The sequence below is a fragment of the Streptomyces sp. NPDC050264 genome, from assembly GCF_040655895.1.
GTDB lineage: Bacteria > Actinomycetota > Actinomycetes > Streptomycetales > Streptomycetaceae > Streptomyces.
Window position 1 is genome coordinate 339,189 of sequence record NZ_JBFAKV010000003.1, and the last position, 18,887, is coordinate 358,075.

Annotated in this window: 19 protein-coding genes and 1 tRNA gene; 10 read left to right on the plus strand and 10 right to left on the minus strand. The window is 71.6% G+C overall.

Annotation, left to right across the window (positions count from 1 at the left end; genetic code table 11):
- Window positions 1–64: 64 nt before the first annotated feature.
- Both AB0J02_RS06680 and AB0J02_RS06685 read right to left on the minus strand, forming a co-directional pair.
- A complete protein-coding gene (locus AB0J02_RS06680) occupies window positions 65–673 on the minus strand; it encodes a TetR/AcrR family transcriptional regulator (protein ID WP_363192475.1) in 609 nt (202 codons plus the stop codon).
- Complete coding sequence (locus tag AB0J02_RS06685) at window positions 670–2,178, minus strand: 3-hydroxyacyl-CoA dehydrogenase (RefSeq protein ID WP_363192476.1); 1,509 nt, start codon at window positions 2,176–2,178, stop codon at window positions 670–672. The genes AB0J02_RS06680 and AB0J02_RS06685 overlap by 4 nt, the downstream gene beginning before the upstream one ends.
- Window positions 2,179–2,383: 205 nt before the next feature.
- Here AB0J02_RS06685 and paaN point away from each other — a divergent pair, with 205 nt between their 5' ends.
- Complete coding sequence (gene paaN, locus AB0J02_RS06690; RefSeq protein WP_363192477.1) at window positions 2,384–4,096, plus strand: phenylacetic acid degradation protein PaaN; 1,713 nt, start codon at window positions 2,384–2,386, stop codon at window positions 4,094–4,096.
- A gap of 19 nt (window positions 4,097–4,115) precedes the next feature.
- Here the strand turns inward: paaN and AB0J02_RS06695 are convergent, their stop codons facing one another.
- From AB0J02_RS06695 to AB0J02_RS06705, 3 genes are read right to left on the minus strand one after another with little or no spacing between them, the layout of a single operon-like run.
- The gene (locus tag AB0J02_RS06695) at window positions 4,116–4,916 is read right to left on the minus strand and encodes a TrmH family RNA methyltransferase (RefSeq protein WP_363192478.1); all 801 of its coding nucleotides are present in this window, start codon (window positions 4,914–4,916) and stop codon (window positions 4,116–4,118) included.
- 10 nt (window positions 4,917–4,926) lie between these two features.
- Window positions 4,927–6,180, minus strand: a complete 1,254-nt coding sequence (locus AB0J02_RS06700; RefSeq protein ID WP_363192479.1) for an HTTM domain-containing protein — start codon at window positions 6,178–6,180, stop codon at window positions 4,927–4,929.
- On the minus strand, window positions 6,177–7,049 hold the full coding sequence (locus AB0J02_RS06705) for a DUF5819 family protein (RefSeq protein WP_363192480.1): 873 nt from the start codon (window positions 7,047–7,049) through the stop codon (window positions 6,177–6,179). Before AB0J02_RS06705 ends, AB0J02_RS06700 begins: the two co-directional genes overlap by 4 nt.
- Before the next feature lie 289 nt (window positions 7,050–7,338).
- Here AB0J02_RS06705 and paaA point away from each other — a divergent pair, with 289 nt between their 5' ends.
- The 6 genes from paaA (at window position 7,339) to AB0J02_RS06735 (ending at window position 12,373) form a co-directional block, all read left to right on the plus strand.
- Entirely contained in the window at window positions 7,339–8,337 is a 999-nt protein-coding gene (paaA, locus tag AB0J02_RS06710) for a 1,2-phenylacetyl-CoA epoxidase subunit PaaA (RefSeq protein ID WP_363192481.1), read from the plus strand.
- On the plus strand, window positions 8,334–8,651 hold the full coding sequence (paaB, locus tag AB0J02_RS06715; protein WP_363192482.1) for a 1,2-phenylacetyl-CoA epoxidase subunit PaaB: 318 nt from the start codon (window positions 8,334–8,336) through the stop codon (window positions 8,649–8,651). Before paaA ends, paaB begins: the two co-directional genes overlap by 4 nt.
- Window positions 8,648–9,382, plus strand: a complete 735-nt coding sequence (gene paaC / locus AB0J02_RS06720) for a 1,2-phenylacetyl-CoA epoxidase subunit PaaC (protein WP_363192483.1) — start codon at window positions 8,648–8,650, stop codon at window positions 9,380–9,382. The genes paaB and paaC overlap by 4 nt, the downstream gene beginning before the upstream one ends.
- Window positions 9,376–9,942, plus strand: coding sequence for a 1,2-phenylacetyl-CoA epoxidase subunit PaaD (paaD, locus tag AB0J02_RS06725; protein WP_363192484.1), 567 nt, complete (start codon window positions 9,376–9,378; stop codon window positions 9,940–9,942). The genes paaC and paaD overlap by 7 nt, the downstream gene beginning before the upstream one ends.
- Window positions 9,942–11,015, plus strand: coding sequence for a 1,2-phenylacetyl-CoA epoxidase subunit PaaE (gene paaE, locus AB0J02_RS06730; protein ID WP_363192485.1), 1,074 nt, complete (start codon window positions 9,942–9,944; stop codon window positions 11,013–11,015). Before paaD ends, paaE begins: the two co-directional genes overlap by 1 nt.
- A gap of 203 nt (window positions 11,016–11,218) precedes the next feature.
- Window positions 11,219–12,373: an acyl-CoA dehydrogenase family protein gene (locus tag AB0J02_RS06735; RefSeq protein WP_363192486.1), complete on the plus strand. Its 1,155-nt coding sequence runs from the start codon at window positions 11,219–11,221 to the stop codon at window positions 12,371–12,373.
- Window positions 12,374–12,389: 16 nt separating this feature from the next.
- On the opposite strand, the gene AB0J02_RS06740 is transcribed toward AB0J02_RS06735, so the two are convergent.
- The 4 genes from AB0J02_RS06740 to AB0J02_RS06755 form a co-directional block, all read right to left on the minus strand.
- Window positions 12,390–12,737, minus strand: a complete 348-nt coding sequence (locus AB0J02_RS06740) for a rhodanese-like domain-containing protein (protein ID WP_363192487.1) — start codon at window positions 12,735–12,737, stop codon at window positions 12,390–12,392.
- Window positions 12,738–12,804: 67 nt separating this feature from the next.
- Window positions 12,805–13,632, minus strand: coding sequence for a hypothetical protein (locus tag AB0J02_RS06745; RefSeq protein ID WP_363192488.1), 828 nt, complete (start codon window positions 13,630–13,632; stop codon window positions 12,805–12,807).
- A 300-nt stretch (window positions 13,633–13,932) separates the two neighbouring features.
- On the minus strand, window positions 13,933–15,405 hold the full coding sequence (locus tag AB0J02_RS06750) for a DUF2252 domain-containing protein (RefSeq protein ID WP_363192489.1): 1,473 nt from the start codon (window positions 15,403–15,405) through the stop codon (window positions 13,933–13,935).
- A 158-nt stretch (window positions 15,406–15,563) separates the two neighbouring features.
- Window positions 15,564–15,884, minus strand: a complete 321-nt coding sequence (locus AB0J02_RS06755; RefSeq protein WP_363192490.1) for a helix-turn-helix domain-containing protein — start codon at window positions 15,882–15,884, stop codon at window positions 15,564–15,566.
- A 231-nt stretch (window positions 15,885–16,115) separates the two neighbouring features.
- On the opposite strand from AB0J02_RS06755, the gene AB0J02_RS06760 reads away from it, so the two are divergent.
- Window positions 16,116–16,769, plus strand: a complete 654-nt coding sequence (locus tag AB0J02_RS06760; RefSeq protein ID WP_363192491.1) for an NAD(P)H-dependent oxidoreductase — start codon at window positions 16,116–16,118, stop codon at window positions 16,767–16,769.
- A 133-nt stretch (window positions 16,770–16,902) separates the two neighbouring features.
- Here AB0J02_RS06760 and AB0J02_RS06765 read toward each other — a convergent pair.
- Window positions 16,903–16,986: transfer RNA gene (locus AB0J02_RS06765), tRNA-Leu, on the minus strand.
- Between the two features lie 422 nt (window positions 16,987–17,408).
- Here AB0J02_RS06765 and AB0J02_RS06770 point away from each other — a divergent pair.
- Both AB0J02_RS06770 and AB0J02_RS06775 read left to right on the plus strand, forming a co-directional pair.
- On the plus strand, window positions 17,409–18,260 hold the full coding sequence (locus AB0J02_RS06770) for a DUF3662 and FHA domain-containing protein (protein WP_363192492.1): 852 nt from the start codon (window positions 17,409–17,411) through the stop codon (window positions 18,258–18,260).
- Window positions 18,261–18,270: 10 nt separating this feature from the next.
- Complete coding sequence (locus AB0J02_RS06775; protein ID WP_363192493.1) at window positions 18,271–18,792, plus strand: FHA domain-containing protein; 522 nt, start codon at window positions 18,271–18,273, stop codon at window positions 18,790–18,792.
- Window positions 18,793–18,887: the final 95 nt, after the last annotated feature.

Sequence of the window (18,887 nt, forward strand, 5' to 3'; positions counted from 1 at the left end):
TCCGCCAGGAGGCCATCAGCTCCTCAGGCTTCAGCCCTTCCTACGCTTCGACCCACTGTGCGCTTCAGCCCTCTTTGCGCAGCCCGCCGAAGACCAACTCCACGACGGCGTCGGCCACTTCGCGGTCTCCCAGGCCGCCCCCGTCGGGGCGGTACCACTCCACGACGGAGTTGATCATCCCGAAGACGAGCCGCGTGGCGAGGCGCACCGGTATGTCGCCCCGTACGTCCCCGTCGGCGGCGGCCGCCTTCAGCAGCGCGGCGACCTGGTGGTCGAAGTCTCTGCGCCGCTCCATGGCCCAGCGCTCGGTGTCGGTGTTCCCGCGCACGCGCAACAGGAGCGTCACGTAGGGGAGTTCGCCGGTCAGCACCTCGACCATGCGCCGGGTGACGTACTCCAGGCGCTCCACGGCACGTCCCACGCGCGCGGGTTCCTCGCCGAGGATCCCGAAGAGGCCGTCGAGCGCGCGGTTCACGGCACGGCGCAGCAGTTCCTCCTTGCTCGACACGTGGTGGTAGATCGAGGACTTGGAGATGCCGGCCGCCTTGGAGAGGTGCTCCATGGACGTGCCGTCGTAGCCGCGCTCGTTGAACACCGCGACCGCGACCGCGAGCAGGGTGTCGGGCGTGTAGGTGTCGCGTCGTGCGCCGGTGTCACGTCGTGCGGTGGTCATGCGGAGCCCTCCCGCTTCTCAGGGGCGTACGAATGGCGGTAGAGGGCCAGGGACGGCACGTAGCGGCCCGAGGGGTCGCGCAGGTGCAGGTCGTCGAGGAGGGCGTACGCCCAGTTCTTGCCGAGCTTGCGGCTCCACTCGATGGGCCCCAGCGGGTAGTTGACGCCTAGCCGCATCGCGGTGTCGACATCCTCCTCGGTGGCCACGCCCTTGGCGACGGCGTCGTGTGCCAGGTCGATGATGCGGGCCACCGTCCGGGCGACGATCATGCCGGGCACGTCACCGATGACGCTGACGTCCTTGCCGAGCGCCTGGAAGAGACCGATGGCCTCCCCCAGGGTGCGCTGGTTCGCGTCCTGGGCGGTGGCGAGCGCGACACGGGTGGCGCTGCGGTAGTCGAGCGCGAGGTCGAAGTAGACGACGTCCCGGTACTCGATGGACGTCTGCCCGTCCGCGAGGGCTAGTTGTCCGCCGCTGGGCAGCACCAGGCGGGTGCCGTTGTCCTCGTCCTCCTCGCGCACCTCGATGCCCGCCTCGCGGATGAGGCCGAGCAGCTCGCGCGCGGGGCCGAGGTCGCCTTCCGCGACTACATAGGCGGGTTGGTCCGCGGGCGCGGCGGTGTGCGGTTCGGGCCGCTCCTCGTCGTCCCCGTACGCGTACCAGCCCTGGCCGGCCTTACGGCCGAGGTGTCCTGCCTCGACCAGGCGGCGCTGGGCCAGCGAGGGCCGGAACTTCACATCCTGGAAGAAGCCCTCCCACACGGAGCGCGTCACGGCCTCGTTGACGTCCTGGCCGATGAGGTCGGTCAGCTCGAAGGCGCCCATCTTGAAGCCGCCGCTCTCGCGCAGCACGGCGTCGATGGTGGCCGGGTCGGCGCCCTGGTCCTCGTAGACGGTGAACGCCTCCGCGTAGAAGGGGCGCGCGATGCGATTGACCAGGAAGCCGGGGGTGTCGGCGCAGGCCACCGGGGTTTTGCCCCAGGCGCGGGCGGTCTCGTACGCGCGCGTGGCCGCCGTGACGTCGGTGGCGGAGCCGGAGACGACCTCCACCAGGGGCAGCAGCGGAGCAGGGTTGAAGAAGTGCAGGCCCACGAAGCGGCCGGGCAGCCGTAGGGCCCCGCCGATCGCCGTCACGGACAGGGACGAGGTGTTCGTGGCCAGCAGACAGTCGTCCGCGACGATCTCCTCCAGGTCGCGCAACAGCTGTTGTTTGACCTCCAGTTGCTCCAGGACGGCCTCGATGACGAGGGCGGCGTCCGCGAGCTCGTCGAGCGTCTGCGCGGGTGCGAGGCGCGCGCCGGCGGCCGCGCGCTCCTCGGCGCTCATCCGCCCCTTCTCGACAAGCCGGTCGAGCCGCGCGGCGATCGACTCCGCGGCCGCCCCCGCCCGCCCGGGTACGGCGTCGTACAGCCGGACGGGGTGCCCCGCGACCAGGGCGACCTGGGCGATGCCCTGGCCCATGGTGCCGGTGCCGACCACGCCCACGAGGCGGTCATCTGCTGTCATGCGCGCGATCCTTCCGCATGCAGCCGCGTTTCAGGGCGCCGGGGCCCATCGGGCCGGTTTTCCACAGGTTCCACGCACCCTCTTGTCCCGACCGATCGTTCGGTTACTCTAACTCTCACGGTTATTCCCTGCCCAGTCCCGCCCCCAGTCCCGCCCAGCTCACCGGCTCGACGAGGAGCCGCAGCCCAGGAGGAGTTGGTCCGCCATGGCCGCCGCCGAACGCACCGCGCACGATTTGATCGCCAAGCACCGGCCGACCCTCGACCAGGCGCTGGAAGCGATCCGCACGCGCGCGTACTGGTCCCCGCACCCCGAGCACCCCAAGGCCTACGGGGAGCACGGGAGCCTGAGCGCCGCCGAGGGCAAGGCCGCCTTCGACGCCCTGCTCGGCACCCGGCTCGACCTCGGCCAGGCGGACACGGACGACTTCGTGGGCGGTGAAGTCTCCCCGTACGGGATCGACTTGGGGGTCACCTACCCGCACGCCGACATCGAGACGCTGCTGCCGGCCATGCGTGCGGGCATGCGCGCATGGCGCGAGGCGGGCGCCGAGGTGCGCGCGGCGGTGTGCCTGGAGATCCTGGCCCGGATCAGCGCGCGCACGCACGAGTTCGCGCACGCCGTCATGCACACCAGCGGCCAGGCCTTCATGATGGCGTTCCAGGCGGGCGGCCCGCACGCACAGGACCGCGGCCTCGAAGCGGTGGCGTACGCGTACGCGGAGCAGGTCCGCACGCCGGACGCGGCCCAGTGGACCAAGCCGCAGGGCAAGCGCGACCCCTTGGTCCTGGACAAGGAGTTCACCCCGGTCGCCCGGGGCATCGCGCTGCTGATCGGCTGCAACACGTTCCCCACGTGGAACGGGTATCCGGGCCTCTTCGCCTCCCTGGCGACGGGCAACCCAGTCCTGGTGAAGCCCCACCCGCGCGCGGTGCTCCCCCTCGCGCTCACCGTGCAGGTGGCCCGGGACGTGCTGGCCGAGGCGGGTTTCGCACCCGACCTGGTGGCGCTGGCGGCCGAGCGGGACGGCGAGGGCATCGCCAAGACGCTCGCCGTACGACCCGAGATCAAGATCATCGACTACACCGGTTCGACGGCCTTCGGCGACTGGCTGGAGGCCCACGCCCGCCAGGCGCAGGTCTACACGGAGAAGGCCGGCGTCAACACCGTCGTGATCGACGGAACCGGCGACTACAAGGGCATGCTGGCGAACCTGGCGTTCTCCCTGTCCCTGTACAGCGGCCAGATGTGCACGACTCCGCAGAACCTGCTGGTGCCGCGCGAGGGCATCACCACCGATCAGGGACCCAAGTCCTACGACGAGGTCGTCGCCGACCTCGCACGGTCCGTCGACGGCCTGCTCGGCGACGACGCCCGGGCCAACGGGCTGCTGGGCGCCCTGGTGAACCCGGACGTGAAGTCCCGCCTGGAGGCCGCCCCCGGCCTCGGTGACGTCGCGCTGCCCTCCAGGGAGGTCGGCAACCCTGAGTTCCCGGACGCCGTCGTGCGCACCCCCGTGATCGTCAAGCTGGACGGCGCCCGGAAGTACTGGGAGGGGCCCGATGCCGAGGCCGCCTACATGAGCGAGTGCTTCGGCCCGGTTTCCTTCGCCGTCGCCGTCGACTCCACGCAGGACGCGGTGGAGCTGCTGCGGCGCACGGTGCGCGAGAAGGGTGCGATGACCGTCGGCGCGTACACCACCTCCGAAGAGGTGGCCGGAGCCGTCGAGGAGGTCTGCCTGGAGGAGTGCGCCCAGCTCTCGCTCAACCTCACGGGCGGCGTGTACGTGAACCAGACGGCGGCGTTCTCCGACTTCCACGGCTCCGGTGGCAACCCGGCGGCGAACGCGGCCCTGTGCGACGGCGCCTTCGTGGCGAACCGCTTCCGGGTGGTGGAGGTACGCCGGGAAGCCGTCTGAGAGCCAGGTCGAGAGGCCCCTACGGCGCGTTCGTGCTGTGCGCGCTCCAGTGGAAGAGCGTCATGCCGACGCTGGTGGCCAGGTTGTAGCTGGAGACCTGGGGCCGCATCGGCAGGGCCACCAACTGGTCGGCGCGCTCGCGCAGTTCGGGCGACAGGCCGCTGCGCTCGGACCCGAAGGCGAGCAGCGCGTCGTCGGGCAGCTTCAGGCCGCGGATGTCCGCGCCCTCGGGGTCGAGCGCGTACAGGGGTCCGCCGGGCAGTTCGTCGACCGCGAGCCGCTCCACGGCGGTCGCGAAGTGCAGCCCGGCCCCGCCCCGTACGACGGTCGGGTGCCAGGGGTCGAGGCTGCCGATCGTGACGACTCCGGTGGCGCCGTACCCGGCGGCCAGGCGGATGACGGCGCCCGCGTTGCCGAGGTTGCGCGGATTGTCGAGGACCACGACAGGTGTAGTGCGTCCTGTGCCCTTGAGGACCGCCAGGTTGTCGGCGTGGACAGGGCGTCCGGCGAGGGCGGCGACGCCGGTCGGGTGCAGCCGCGGTACGAGAGCCCGCAGCACGTCCTGCTCCACTTCCACGAGGAGCGCGTCCAGGTCCGCCACGACATCGGGGGCGAGGTCGGCGGCCAGGGCGAGCGCGGCCGCACGGTCCACGGCGAGCGCGACGGGCACATCGGCGCCGAAGCGTACGGCGTGCTTGAGGGCGTGGAAACCGTCCAGCAGCACCGCCGCGTCGGCCCGGCGCCGCCAGTCCCGCACGGCGCCCTCGGACCTCTTGTCCGGACCGCCGGCCGCGCCGCTGTCCGTGCTCGTCCCGCTCATGGCAGGAAGCCTACGTGCGTGCCGTGGGCGTCCGCGCCGCCGGCAGTTCGACGTCCTGCGCCGTACGCGGGCCGGGCACCTCCGTGCCCCGTGAACCGGCGAGAACGCGGCCACGCGCGCGTGACACCCAGCCGCCGACGCGAAGCAGGAAGGACGTCGGCAGGAACACCGCGTCCGCGGCGATCATCGCGAGCGAGAAGAACGGCAGCCCGAGCGCGACGGCGATGACCGCGTGCTCCAGGATCATGAACACCAACAGGACGTTCTTCGCACGCCGGTTGAAGACCGTGAACGGGAAGGCGACCTGTACGGCGACCGTCCCGTACGTCACCAGCAGCACCATCGGCCCGAACGCGGTCAGCAGGTCGCCGAGGGCGGGCCACGGCGAGAAGTAGTCCAGGTGCAGCGGGTAGTAGACCGCGGTGCCGTCCTGCCAGCGGCTGCCCTGGATCTTGTACCAGCCCGCGGTCGCGTAGATCAGACACGCCTCGACCATGATCACGAGCAGTGCCGCGTTGTGCACGACGTTCGCGACGACGTCGCACAGCAGACGTGGATCACCGGGCTCGGCCCGTCGGCCGACGTACCACCACACTCCCTGGGCGGCCCACAGCCCCCAGAAGACCGTCAGCCAGCCACCGCTCGCATCGCCCGTGAACGTGACCGCCGCGAGCGCGAGACCCAGGACCCACCACAGGACGATCCCGCCACGGCCCTCGGACGTCGGCGCCCCGGGGCTCTTTCGCGCGGCACGCGCGCGTGCCGCGCGCCGCGCGTCCAGCGACCACACCTGCCCGCAGCGGGTGAAGACCAGGTAGATCGACATGAGATGGATGACGTTGTCGCCGCCGTCCCCCACGAAGACGCTGCGGTTCTGCAGCGACAGCACGCCGATCATGAACAGCACCGACATGGCGCGGCTGTGCCAGCCCAGCATCAGCAGCACGGACGCCAGCACGGCCACCACGTAGACGAACTCGAACCATGCCTGGCCGTCGGACCACATCAGTACGGTGAAGGCGTGGTTGTCCGTGATGAGCTGCTGCGCCAGGTCCCAGCTCCACGGCCCGTCCGGCCCGTAGAGCTCCTGCCGGTGCGGGAACTCGCGCAGCAGGAACAACAGCCAGGTCCCGGCGAACCCGATGCGGATCACGGCACTCTGGTAGCGGCCGAGCGGGGCCGCGGTGAGCCGCTGGAGACCGGTGCTCACCGTCTTCTCGATTCGGCCCGACAGATGGCTCGCCCGCTCTTCGACACGGCTCATCGGGCACCGCCCTGCGTGCCCGCGAACCGCAGATGCGTGCCGCTGTCGAGTGAGGCGTCCCGCGACGTCACCGTCCACCAGGGCACCTGCCGGTAGACCGGCTTCTGACTCACCTTCTCGACACTCCACTTCGGAGGCTCGACCACGGTCGACTGCGAGCGGACCTGGACGCGCTCGACGACGTCCCCCTTGCCGGCCACGTCGAGCCGGTCGAGGCGCAGGACGAGGACGCGGCGCAGGTACTGCTCGGAGAGCGTCCCGCGCAGGCCCGTCGGCCGGTTCCGGGCGTCGTGCGTGGACATGTAGATGTCCCAGGCGCGGCGCAGTTCGTTCTGCTGGGTGTGGCTGGGCACCAGGTTCCCGTCGATGTCCGCGCCGTCCCGCGCGGACAGGTCGTACCAGCGGGTGGTGCGCTGCTCCCCACCGGCCGTGCGGACCTCGGCCCGGGCCTGGACCGCGACGTTCTGCTGGAGCGGGTTGGGGGCGAACAGCTTCCAGTTCTGCTCGAACTCCGGGTAGATCCAGGCCTCGACCGCAGCGCTGTGCTGCTTGGACACGGTGTTCGGCGGCGCAACGTGCAGGAACACCATGAGTATGTGGATACCCGCGACGAAAGCGACGCCCGAGAGGGCCAGCGCGGCGACCACCTGATAGCCGGGGGAGAGCGCCGCGATCCCCTGACGCCCGGGCGGCCCGGCCCCATCGGACGACTCGGGCACGTCGGGCGACTCCGGCACGTGGGACTCCGGCACATGAGACGGCCCGCCCGCGTCGGACGGCAGAGCGTCCGGCGGGCCCGGTGGTGCGGGAGTCGCCCTCTGTGGCGTGCGCCGCGCGGCCTCGTCCGCGGCGCCTGCTTCCGTCTCCATCGGTGCTCCCCGTTTCCCGGTCCCGTAGTTCCCCTGGCCCGTCTCGCTCGGCCGCCCGAGGGCGAACCGATTCCGCACCGACCCGCCGGGGCGGGTGCGACGCACCGGAACGGTACTGGGGAGAGGCCGCTCAGCACAGCTTGCCCGAGGTTATCCACAGGCTCGGCGGCTCAGGGTTGACACCCTACGGCGCCACGTCCCACCATTGAATCCGACGAACCGAACGATCGGTCGGGAGCCAGTGCGGGCCCGGACGGCATCGGGCACCCAAGGTCGAGGGGGACCGGGAATGGCGACAGCAGCCCCGCACCACCAGGCAGCCGGCACGGAAGCGGACCGCGCGGCCGGATTCCAGGCCGCGTTCGACGCGGCCGTGGCGGCCGACGAGCGCATCGAGCCCCGCGACTGGATGCCCGACGCCTATCGCGCGACGCTGGTGCGCCAGATAGCGCAGCACGCCCACTCCGAGATCATCGGCATGCAGCCGGAAGCCAACTGGATCACGCGCGCACCCTCGCTACGCCGCAAAGCGATCCTCATGGCCAAGGTGCAGGACGAGGCGGGCCACGGGCTGTACCTCTACAGCGCGGCGGAGACCCTCGGCACGGGCCGCGACGAACTGCTCGACAAGCTCCACAGCGGCCGCCAGAAGTACTCCTCGATCTTCAACTACCCGACGCTCACCTGGGCCGACGTAGGGGCGATCGGCTGGCTGGTGGACGGCGCGGCGATCACCAACCAGGTGCCGCTGTGCCGCTGCTCCTACGGTCCCTACGCCCGCGCGATGGTCCGTGTCTGCAAGGAGGAGTCCTTCCACCAGCGGCAGGGGTACGAGCTGCTGCTCGCCCTCAGCCGGGGCACCGACGCCCAGCACGCGATGGCGCAGGACGCCGTGGACCGCTGGTGGTGGCCGTCCCTGATGATGTTCGGCCCGCCCGACGACGAGTCCGCGCACTCGGCACAGTCCATGGAGTGGAAGATCAAACGCCACTCGAACGACGAGCTGCGCCAGCGCTTCGTCGACATCTGCGTACCGCAGGCCGCATCCCTCGGACTGACGCTCCCCGACCCGGAGTTGAAGTGGAACGAGGAGCGGGGGCAGCACGACTTCGGCCCGATCGACTGGCCGGAGTTCCACGAGGTCCTCAAGGGCAACGGGCCGTGCAACGAACAGCGCATCACCCAGCGCAGGCGCGCCCACGACGAGGGCGCCTGGGTCCGCGAGGCCGCCGCGGCACACGCGGCCAAGCACGCCACCACAGCGACTTCAGAAGGCAGGGCGGCATGAGCGGGACCCCGACCCCGAAAGCGGGCGCCGGCGCCCCGGACTGGCCCCTGTGGGAGGTCTTCGTGCGCTCCCGCCGCGGCCTGTCCCACACCCACGCGGGCAGCCTGCACGCACCGGACGCCGAGCTGGCCCTGCGCAACGCGCGGGATCTGTACACGCGCCGCGGCGAGGGCGTCTCCCTGTGGGTCGTGCCGTCCACGGCGATCACCGCCTCCTCCCCGGACGAGAAGGACCCCTTCTTCGAGCCGGCCGCCGACAAGCCGTACCGGCACCCGACGTTCTACGAGATCCCGGACGGGGTGAAGCACCTGTGACCGCCGCCCGCGAAGCGCTCGGCCCCACCGCCAGCGCGGCGCTCGCCCTCGGTGACGACGCCCTCGTGCTCTCGCACCGGCTCGGAGAGTGGGCGGGCCACGCCCCGGTCCTGGAGGAGGAGGTCGCCCTGGCGAACATCGCCCTCGACCTGCTCGGCCAGGCCCGCCTCCTACTGGGCATGGTCGGCGACGAGGACGAACTGGCGTACCTGCGCGAGGAGCGCGCCTTCCGCAACCTCCAGCTGGTCGAGCAGCCGAACGGCGACTTCGCCCACACCATCGCCCGCCAGCTCTGCTTCTCCGCCTACCAGCAGCTCATGTACGGGCAACTTGCCGAGGGAGACGGTCCGTTCGCCCCCCTCGCCGCGAAAGCCGTCAAAGAGGTCGCCTACCACCAGGACCACGCCCGGCAGTGGACACTGCGCCTCGGCGACGGCACCGAGGAAAGTCACGGGCGCATGCAGCGAGCGGTCGACGCACTGTGGCGCTACACCGGCGAGATGTTCCAGCCCGTCCCCGGCCTCGACATCGACTGGCAGGAGACGCAGACCGTCTGGACGGCGACCGTGACCGGCGTACTGCGCCAGGCCACCCTCAGCGTCCCCGACGGCCCGGATACCGGAGCCTGGCGCGCCGGCGCCGGACGCCAGGGCCTGCACACCGAGCCGTTCGGCCGGATGCTCGCCGAGATGCAGCACCTGCACCGCAGCCACCCGGGGGCGTCATGGTGACCCTCGCCCACGACCAGGAGACACCCCTCGAAGCCGAGTTGCGCCGACTCGCCGGCTCCGTGCCCGACCCCGAGCTGCCCGTGCTGACCCTGGAGGAACTGGGCGTACTGCGCGCCGTGCACACCCGGGGACCCGGCCGCGTCGAGGTCGACCTGAGCCCCACCTACACCGGGTGCCCAGCGATCGAGGCCATGGCGAGCGACATCGAGCGCGTCCTGCACGAGCACGGCATCCCCGACGTCACCGTTCACACCGTGCTGGCGCCCGCCTGGACCACGGACGACATCACCCCCGAAGGCCGCCGCAAGCTCGCGGAATTCGGCATAGCGCCACCCCGCAGCACACGCACGCTCGCCGACCCCGCCGCCGGTCCGGTCACCATCGCCCTCGGCCCGACCCGGCACCTACCCGGCCCGGCACAGGACACCGCGCCCCTCGCCTGCCCGCACTGCGGCGCGACCGACACCGAACTGCTCAGCCGTTTCTCCTCCACGGCCTGCAAGGCGCTGCGCCGCTGCCTGTCCTGCCGCGAACCCTTCGACCACTTCAAGGAGTTGTGATGGCAGGAGCTGCCAGGGCTCGTTTCCACCGGCTCCGCGTCACAGCCGTCGACCGGCTCACCGACGACTCCGTGGCCCTCACCTTCACCGTCCCCACCGAACTGCGCGAGCAATTCCGGCACGCGCCGGGACAGCACCTCGCCCTGCGCCGCACCGGGGACGGCGCGGAGATCCGTCGTACGTACTCGATCTGCTCCACCGTCCCGGCCGACGAGGCACCCCGGTCGCTACGGGTGGGGGTGCGCCTCGTCGACGGCGGCGCCTTCTCGACGTACGCGCACAAGGAGATCGCCGTCGGCGACGAACTGGAGGTGATGACCCCGGCCGGGCGCTTCACCCTCGACCCGGCACCCGGGCACTACGCCGCGGTGGTCGGCGGCAGCGGCATCACCCCGGTCCTGTCCATCGCCGGCACACTCCTGGAGCGAGTGCCACAGGCCCGGTTCTGCCTGATCCGCAGCGACCGCACCACCTCCTCCACGATGTTCCTGGAGGAGGTCGCGGACCTGAAGGACCGCTACCCCGACCGGTTCCAGCTGGTCACCGTGCTCTCCCGGGAGGAACAGCAGGCAGGACTGGCCTCGGGCCGGCTCGACCAGGACCGGATCGCGGCGCTGCTGCCCGCCCTGCTCCCGGTGGACACGGTGGCGGGATGGTTCCTGTGCGGACCGTACGGCCTGGTGCAGGGCGCCGAGAGAGCCCTGCGCGGCCTGGGCGTGCGGCGCGAGCGCATCCACGAAGAGATCTTCCACGTGGACGACGGCCCCGCGCCGATCCGCGCGGCGGCGACTCCCGCGCACAGCACAGTGACCGCGCAGCTCGACGGCCGCTCGGGCACCTGGCCGGTCGAGGACGGCGAATCCCTCCTGGAAGCGGTGCTCCGCAACCGGCCGGACGCGCCCTACGCCTGCAAGGGAGGCGTGTGCGGGACCTGCCGCGCCTTCCTCGTCTCGGGATCCATCCGGATGGACCGCAACTTCGCACTGGAGCCCGAGGAGACCGAGGCGGGCTATGTGCTGGCCTGTCAGTCCCATCCGGCCACGGAGAAGGTGGAGTTGGACTTCGACCGCTGAGGGCCCGCCCTCCAATCCCGGCTGCCGCGCGCCCGGCGACGGCCGTCGCGGCATCCGGCCTGTTCCCTTCTCGTAGAACCTGTTCTATCTTGACGGCCCGTCAGATACCGGCGTCGTGCCCGGCCCGCCCGGCCGGGGCCGGACCCGGCCGGAACGGGCCCCAGGAACCGCAGGCTCAGAGGAACCGAACGGGAGGACAGCCGGTGGACTTCACCTTCTCCGAGGAGCAGCAGGCGGCCGTCGAGGCGGCGAAGGCGGTGTTCACACCGGTCGCCCCCGACGGCGTGCCCAGCCCCGCGCTGACCGCCGGCGCCGTGGCCGACGACTTCGACCGCACCCTGTGGGCGAAGGCCGCCGACGCCGATCTGCTGAGCCTGCTGATCGCGCCGGAGCACGGCGGCGCGGGCCTGGACGCCATCGCTCTCTGCCTCGTGCTGCGCGAGGCGGCGAAGGTCCTGGCCCGGGTACCGCTGCTCGAACACAGCGCGGCCGCCGCGACCGTAGGGGCCTATGGCGGCGAGGAGTTGAAGCGGGAGATACTGCCCGGCGCGGGGCGCGGCGAGCTCGTCCTGACCGTCGCCTCCGCCGGCCGCACCGGACACGAGGCCGCCGACCTCGCGGTCACGGCCCGGCGCGATCCCGACGCGGCCGACGGCGGCTGGCAACTGGACGGCACCCAGACAGCGGTTCCCTGGGCGCTGAACGCGGACCGGATCATCGTGCCCGCCCACACCCCCGCGGGCGACACCGTGCTCGCCCTGCTGCCGGGACCGGCCACGGACCTACCGGGCCGCACCCTCGCCGAACAGTTCTCCACGACCGGGGAGCGCCTGGCCGAACTCCGCCTGGACGGCGCCCGCGTCACACCCCACGACGTCATCACGGACCCCGCCGCCTGGCCCCGGCTGCACGACCTGCTCGCCACCGGCACCTGCGCGCTCGCCCTCGGCCTGGGGGAGGGCGTACTGAAAATGACCAGCGACTACGCGAGCAAGCGCGAACAGTTCGGGCATCCCATCGCCACGTTCCAGGCGGTCGCCGTGCAGGCCGCCGACCGCTACATCGACCTGCGCGCGATGGAAGCCACCCTGTGGCAGGCCGCCTGGCGACTGAGCAGCGGCGCCACCGGGCCGCTCCCCGTCACCGGCGACGTGGCGGTCGCCAAGACCTGGGCGTCCGACGGCGTACGACGCATCGTGCAGACCGCCCAGCACCTGCACGGCGGCTTCGGCGCGGACACGGACTACCCGCTGCACCGCTACCACGCCTGGGCGAAACACCTGGAACTCTCGCTCGGCCCGGCCGCCGCCCACGAAGAGATACTCGGCGACCTCCTCGCCGCCCACCAGCTGGGCTGACCCGCGAAAAAACCGCTCAGAGCACGGAGCCCGGCTGCCCGTTGTCGTCCACGACGGGCCGGCCGGCCGCCTCCCACGCCTGCATGCCACCGGCCACGTTCACCGCGTCGACACCCTGCTGCAGCAGATACTGCGTCACCTGAGCGGAACGCCCGCCGACCCGACAGACCACGCTGACCCGGCCGTCCTGCGGCGCCGCCTCGGTCAACTCACCGAAGCGGGCGACGAATTCACTCATCGGGATGTGCAGCGCACCCGCGGCGTGACCCGCCTGCCACTCGTCGTCCTCACGGACGTCGAGGAGGAAGTCGTCCGCCTTGAGCTCGTCGACACCGACCGTGGGCACACCAGAACCGAAAACCATGCCCCCGACGCTACCCGACCGCCCCACGCCCCGGCCGCCCACCTGAGGTCGGGCCGCTCACCTGAGATCAGGACGCGGTCAGCCGCTCCAGCTCGGACTCCCGCTCCGCCACCTGCGCGAGCAGCTGCTCGGCAATGTCGTCGAGCAGCGCGTCCGGGTCCTCCGGCGCCATCCGCAGCATCGCGCCGATCGCGCTCTCCTCCAGCTCCTGCGCCACCGAGGCCAGCAGCTCCTTGCGCCGCGCAAGCCACTCCAGGCGCGCGTACAGCTCCTCGCTCGGCGTCGGCTCCCGCTCGGGCGGCACCGGACCCGCCGCCCACTCCTCGGCCAGTTCACTCAACAGGGCCTCGTCACCGCGCCCGTACGCCGCGTTCACCCGCGCGATGAACTCGTCGCGCCGGCCCCGCTCCTCCTCGTCCTGCGCGAGGTCCGGGTGCGCCTTGCGGACCAGCTCCCGGTAGAGCTTGCGGGCCTCGTCGCTGGGCCGTACCCGCTGCGGCGGCCGCACCGACTGATCGGTCAGCATCGCGGCGGCCTCCGGGAACAGCCCGTCCCCGTCCATCCACCCGTGGAACAGCTCCTCGACACCCGGCATCGGCATCACCCGCGCCCGCGCCTCGTCGGCCTTGCGCCGGTCCTCCGGGTCACCGGAACGCGTCGCGGTTGCCTCCGCGATCAGCGCCTCCAGCTCGTCGAGCCGCGTGTACATCGGCCCGAGCTTCTGGTGGTGCAGCCGCGAAAAGTTCTCCACCTCGACCCGGAACGTCTCCACCGCGATCTCGAACTCGATCAGCGCCTGCTCGGCAGCGCGCACCGCCCGCTCAAGGCGCGCCTCGGGCCGCTCCCGAGACTGCTCCTCCGGTTGCTCTGCCACATCGGTCTCCGGGGTCGTCACCCGTCCAGCCTAGGGCACGCGCTCCCCACCCCCTCGGACCGAAGCGAACCCGGTTCTCCCCACCCGGGGCCGCGCCCCGCCCGGGGCCGCGCCCCAGGTCCCGCAGTCCGACCCCGTCCCCCGGCCTCGGGCCTGTCTTCAAACTCCCTTCTGCCCGGCGACGCCCGGCACGCACTCTCGCCGCACCGGGCGCAAAGCCGAGTACGCCCTGTACGAGACCCTGCACCCGGCCCGCCGACAGCACGCACCGAACACCGCCGGGCCGCCCTCCGGGCGACGAGGGGAGTTTGCAGACAGGTCCTAGACCCCGGCCTCCGCCGCGACCCGTCCCTCCCGCACAGCCCGCACCAGCTCCCCGTGATCGGCCTCGGTCCGGTCCGCGTAGGCCACCGCGAACGACGCGACGGCCTCGTCCAGCTCCTCGTTCTTGCCGCAGTACCCGGCGATCAGCCGCGGGTCGGCGCTGTGGGCGTGGGCGCGGGCGAGCAGCGCGCCGGTCATCCGCGCGTAGTCGTCCACCTGGTCGGCGGCGAGCGCGGCCGGGTCGACACTGCCCTTACGGTTCCTGAACTGGCGCACCTGGAAGGGCCGTTCGCCCACCGTGGTCCAGCCGAGGAGGTTGTCGCTGACGACCTGCATCCGCTTCTGCCCGAGCACCACGCGCCGCCCCTCGTGCTCGACGGCCGCCGCCTCGAAGCCGACAGCGGGCAGATGCGGCAGCAGCGCGGACGGCCGCGCCTCCTTCACCTGCAGGACGAGCGGCTCGCCCCGATGGTCGAGCAGCAGCACCACGTACGACCGGGTTCCCACGCTGCCGGTGCCGACGACACGGAACGCCACGTCGTGGATCGCGTACCGCGCGAGCAGGGGCAGCCGGTCCGGCGAGAGGGATTCCAGATACGCGCCGAGCGAGGCGGCGACGGCCTCGGCCTCCGCGTCGGGTATGCCCCGCAGGACCGGCGGCGCGTCCACGAACCGCCGCCCGCCGTCCGCGTCCACCTCCGTGGACCTGGCTGCGAAACGCCCGCTGGTGTTGTGCCGCGCCTTCTCGGAGACCCGCTCCAGGGTGCCGAGCAGGTCATGGGCGTCGGTGTGCGAGACGAGTTCCTCGTCCGCGATGGCGTTCCACGCGTCGAGCGCCGGCAGTTTGGCGAGCAGCCGCATCGTGCGCCGGTAGGCACCCGCCGCGTCGTGCGCCGCCCCCCGGCAGATGTCCTCGTCCGCCCCGGCCTCCCGGCCGGCGAGCACGAGCGAGGCGGCGAGCCGTTTGAGGTCCCATTCCCAGGGGCCGTGCACGGTCTCGTCGAAGTCGTTCAGGTCGATGACGAGGCCGCCGCGCGCATCTCCGTACAGCCCGAAGTTGGCGGCATGGGCGTCGCCGCATATCTGGGCGCCGATGCCGGTCAACGGTGTGCGCACCAGATCGTGTGCCATCAGGCCCGCGGATCCGCGCAGGAAGGCGAAGGGCGTCGCGGTCATGCGTCCGACCCGCAGCGGGGTCAGCTCGGCGATACGGCCCTGGTTGGACTGGTCCACCGCCCCGACAGCATCCGGCCGGTCCGCGCTCACCTCGAACCCGGCGTGCGAGGACCGCGGCACCTGCGTCCGCAGCGCCTTGCCGGTCGCCTTCGGCGAGGGACCCGAGCCGTCGGCACCGGTCCGCACCGCGAACCCGGCCGCCTGCGGCAACCGCCGCGCTCCCTGCACCCCGCCCCGGCGCGGCACGGTCACCACCGCGCCACCGGCTCCGAGTTCTTCCACGCGTTCGCCCATGCCGATCGCCTCCCCCGTCCCGTACGGGACCGCGTACGCACCCACCGCTGTGACTCGTCACGACGGTACCGCCGCCCGGAAAACCCCGTCAGAGCCTGTGGAAAACCGCCCGCCTGTGGAAAACCTCGTACGCAGACCTTGGGCACAGGCCACCCCGCCTACGTCCGGAACTCCGCCGGACACGTCCCGCCCTCGGCCCCCAGGTACTTCTCGGACCACGCCCCGAGCTCCGCCAGCGCGGGCTCCAGCGCCGAACCCGCCGTCGTGAGCCGGTACGAGACGCGCAGCGGTGGCCCCTCGTCGACCCGGCGCACGACGAGCCCGGCCGTACCCAGCTCGGTGAGCCGGTCGGAGAGCATGCGTTCACTGATCCCGGGGATGGCCCTGCGCAGATCCGAGAAGTGCACCGGCCCCTGCAACAGGACGGCCACGATCAGCCCGGTCCAGCGCTTGCCCAGCAGCCCGAAGACGCGCGTCATCCCGATGTCGACCCCGGTGCACCCCTGAGGTTGCCGGCCGACACCGGCCCCGGATCCCGCGCCTGCGCCCGTACCCGGGCACCCCGCAACGCCCGCCCCGTTCGTCTCTTCCCCGTCGCCCGCCATACGTCCAGGGTACTGCGCTCACGTACGGGGATGAAGAAAAGTAAGTCCCTGTGCTATTAATAGTTACGTACTGAACTACACCCCGACCTCAGCGGGAGACACACCATGGCCACGCTGCTGCACCTCGACTCGTCCGTCTTCTCCGGCCCCGCCTCGGCCTCGCGCACCGTCACGGACGCGTTCCGCCAGGCCTGGCAGGAGCAGCACCCCGAGGGCACGGTCGTCTACCGCGACCTGTCGGCGGACCCGGTGCCCCACATCTCCGCCGACGCCCACGTCGCCGGTTTCATCGATCCGGCCTCGCACTCGCCCGAGCAGGCCGCCGCCTTCGCCGCGCGCGTGCAGCTCATAGAGGAGCTGGAGCAGGCGGACGCCATCCTGATCGGCGCCCCGATGTACAACTTCGCGATCCCGTCGACGCTGAAGGCGTGGCTGGACAACGTGATCCTGTTCGGCCGCACCGCCGGCGTCGAGACCCCGTCCGCGAAGGGCACCCCGGTCACCGTCGTCGCCAGCCGCGGCGGCTCCTACGCGCCGGGCACCCCGCGCGAGGCCATGGAGTACGTGCAGAACTACCTGGAGGCCGTCCTGCGCGACGCCCTCGGCCTGGACCTCGACTTCATCGTCCCGGAGCTGACCATGGCCCCGAGCAACCCGGCCATGGCCGAACTGGTCCCGCTCTACGAGGCCTCCCGCGCGCAGGCGCTCGAGTCCGCCGCCGCGAAGGGCAAGGAGCTCGCCGCACGCCTCGCCGCGTGAAGGTGACATAACCCACAGGGCGTCGCAGGCCACCGGCCGCGGCGCCCTTCGCGCCCCCTGTCCGGCAAGCCCACCGGGCAACGGGGCAACGCAAAAGCCCCGCAGGTCCGAAGACCTGCGGGGCTTTCAGCTGTGCGCGAGGGGGGAGTTGAACCCCCACGCCCTTTCGGGCACTGGAACCTGAATCCAGCGCGTCTGCCTATTCCGCCACCCGCGCATTGGGTGTGTCCTCCGGCCCTTCGCCCTTTCGGGGTGAGCGCCTTCCGACATCCAGAAGATTAGCACGCTGCAGAGGGTGGATTCACATCCGTTTCCGTGGGCCCCCGGCGGGCACGAGACACGGCGAACCGCGCCGGACCACGCCGTACTCCGGCCACTTCGGCCGGGCTCACGAGGAGTCCGGCCTCTCCACAGCCGCGTACGGGACACTGTCTTGAGGCCACCTCTACGATCCCTCATAGAAGGGCTGTGAGCGTCGACACTCATCGACCGGGCGGACAGGGGGAACCAGCCGATTTCCCGACGCGTGGATACGATCAGTAAGCAGTACCGAGAAGGCGGCCCGGAAGACAGCACGAGCGACCACGGCAGCCAAGGCAACATCGGCAAGCAGGGCGGCTACGAAGGAGGAGGTGCCCCATGGGAGTCCTGAAGAAGTTCGAGCAGCGGCTCGAGGGTCTGGTCAACGGCACCTTCGCCAAGGTCTTCAAGTCCGAGGTGCAACCCGTCGAGATCGCGGGCGCACTGCAGCGCGAGTGCGACAACAACGCGACGATCTGGAACCGCGAGCGGACCGTCGTCCCCAATGACTTCATCGTGGAGCTGAGCGCGCCGGACTACGAGCGCCTGAGCCCCTACTCCGGACAGCTCGGCGACGAGCTGTCCGGCATGGTGCGCGACTACGCGAAGCAGCAGCGCTACTCCTTCATGGGCCCCATCAAGGTGCACCTGGAGAAGGCGGAGGACCTGGACACGGGTCTGTACCGCGTACGCAGCCGCACTCTCGCGTCGTCCACCAGTCAGGCCCAGCCCGAGCGCCCCGCCGCGGCCCGCCCCAACCAGACGCCCGGTGGCTACGGCAGCCCGCAGCAGCACGCCGCTCCGCCGATGCCGGCCGCGCCGCCACCCGGCCGCCCGGCGGCACCGGCACCGGCCCAGGGCCCGGCAGCAGCGGCCCAGCGCCCCGGCGCGGGCCCGCCGCCCGGCACCCGCGTACGCCACTGGATCGAGATCAACGGCAGCCGCCACCAGATCTCCCGGCCGACCCTCGTGCTCGGCCGCTCCACCGAGGCGGACGTACGGATTGACGACCCCGGCGTCTCGCGCCGGCACTGCGAGATCCGGACCGGCACGCCCTCGACGATCCAGGATCTCGGGTCCACCAACGGCATCGTGGTGGACGGACAGCACACCACCCGCGCTACGCTCCGCGACGGCTCGCGGATCGTCGTGGGCCAAACCACCATCGTTTATCGGCAAGCCGAAGGGTGAAGCGGGGGCAATGTCAGAGCTGACCCTGACGGTCATGCGGCTGGGTTTCCTGGCCGTACTGTGGCTGTTCGTGATCGTGGCCGTCCAGGTCATCCGCAGCGACCTGTTCGGAACGCGCGTCACACAGCGCGGCGCGCGCCGCGACAACGCGCGCCCACAACAACAAACGGCACGGCAGCCCGCCGCGCCACCACCGCCCCAGCGCCAGCAGCAGGGCGGCGGTCGGCAGCGCCGTGGCGCCCCCTCCAAGCTGGTCGTCTCCGAAGGCACCCTCACCGGTACGACGGTGGCGCTGCAGGGGCAGACGATCACGCTCGGCCGCGCGCACGACAGCACGATCGTGCTGGACGACGACTACGCGTCCAGCAGGCACGCCAGGATCTATCCGGACCGGGACGGCCAGTGGATCGTCGAGGACCTCGGGTCCACCAACGGCACGTACCTGGACCGGACCCGTCTCACGACTCCCACGCCGGTCCCGTTGGGCGCACCGATCCGCATCGGCAAAACCGTCATCGAGCTGCGGAAGTAGTGCTACATCATGAATGAGCGCGAGCGGAGCGAGCGAGCCGACGCGGCGGTCCACGAACAGGACACCGGCGCGCTCCCGACCGGAGGGTGGGCACC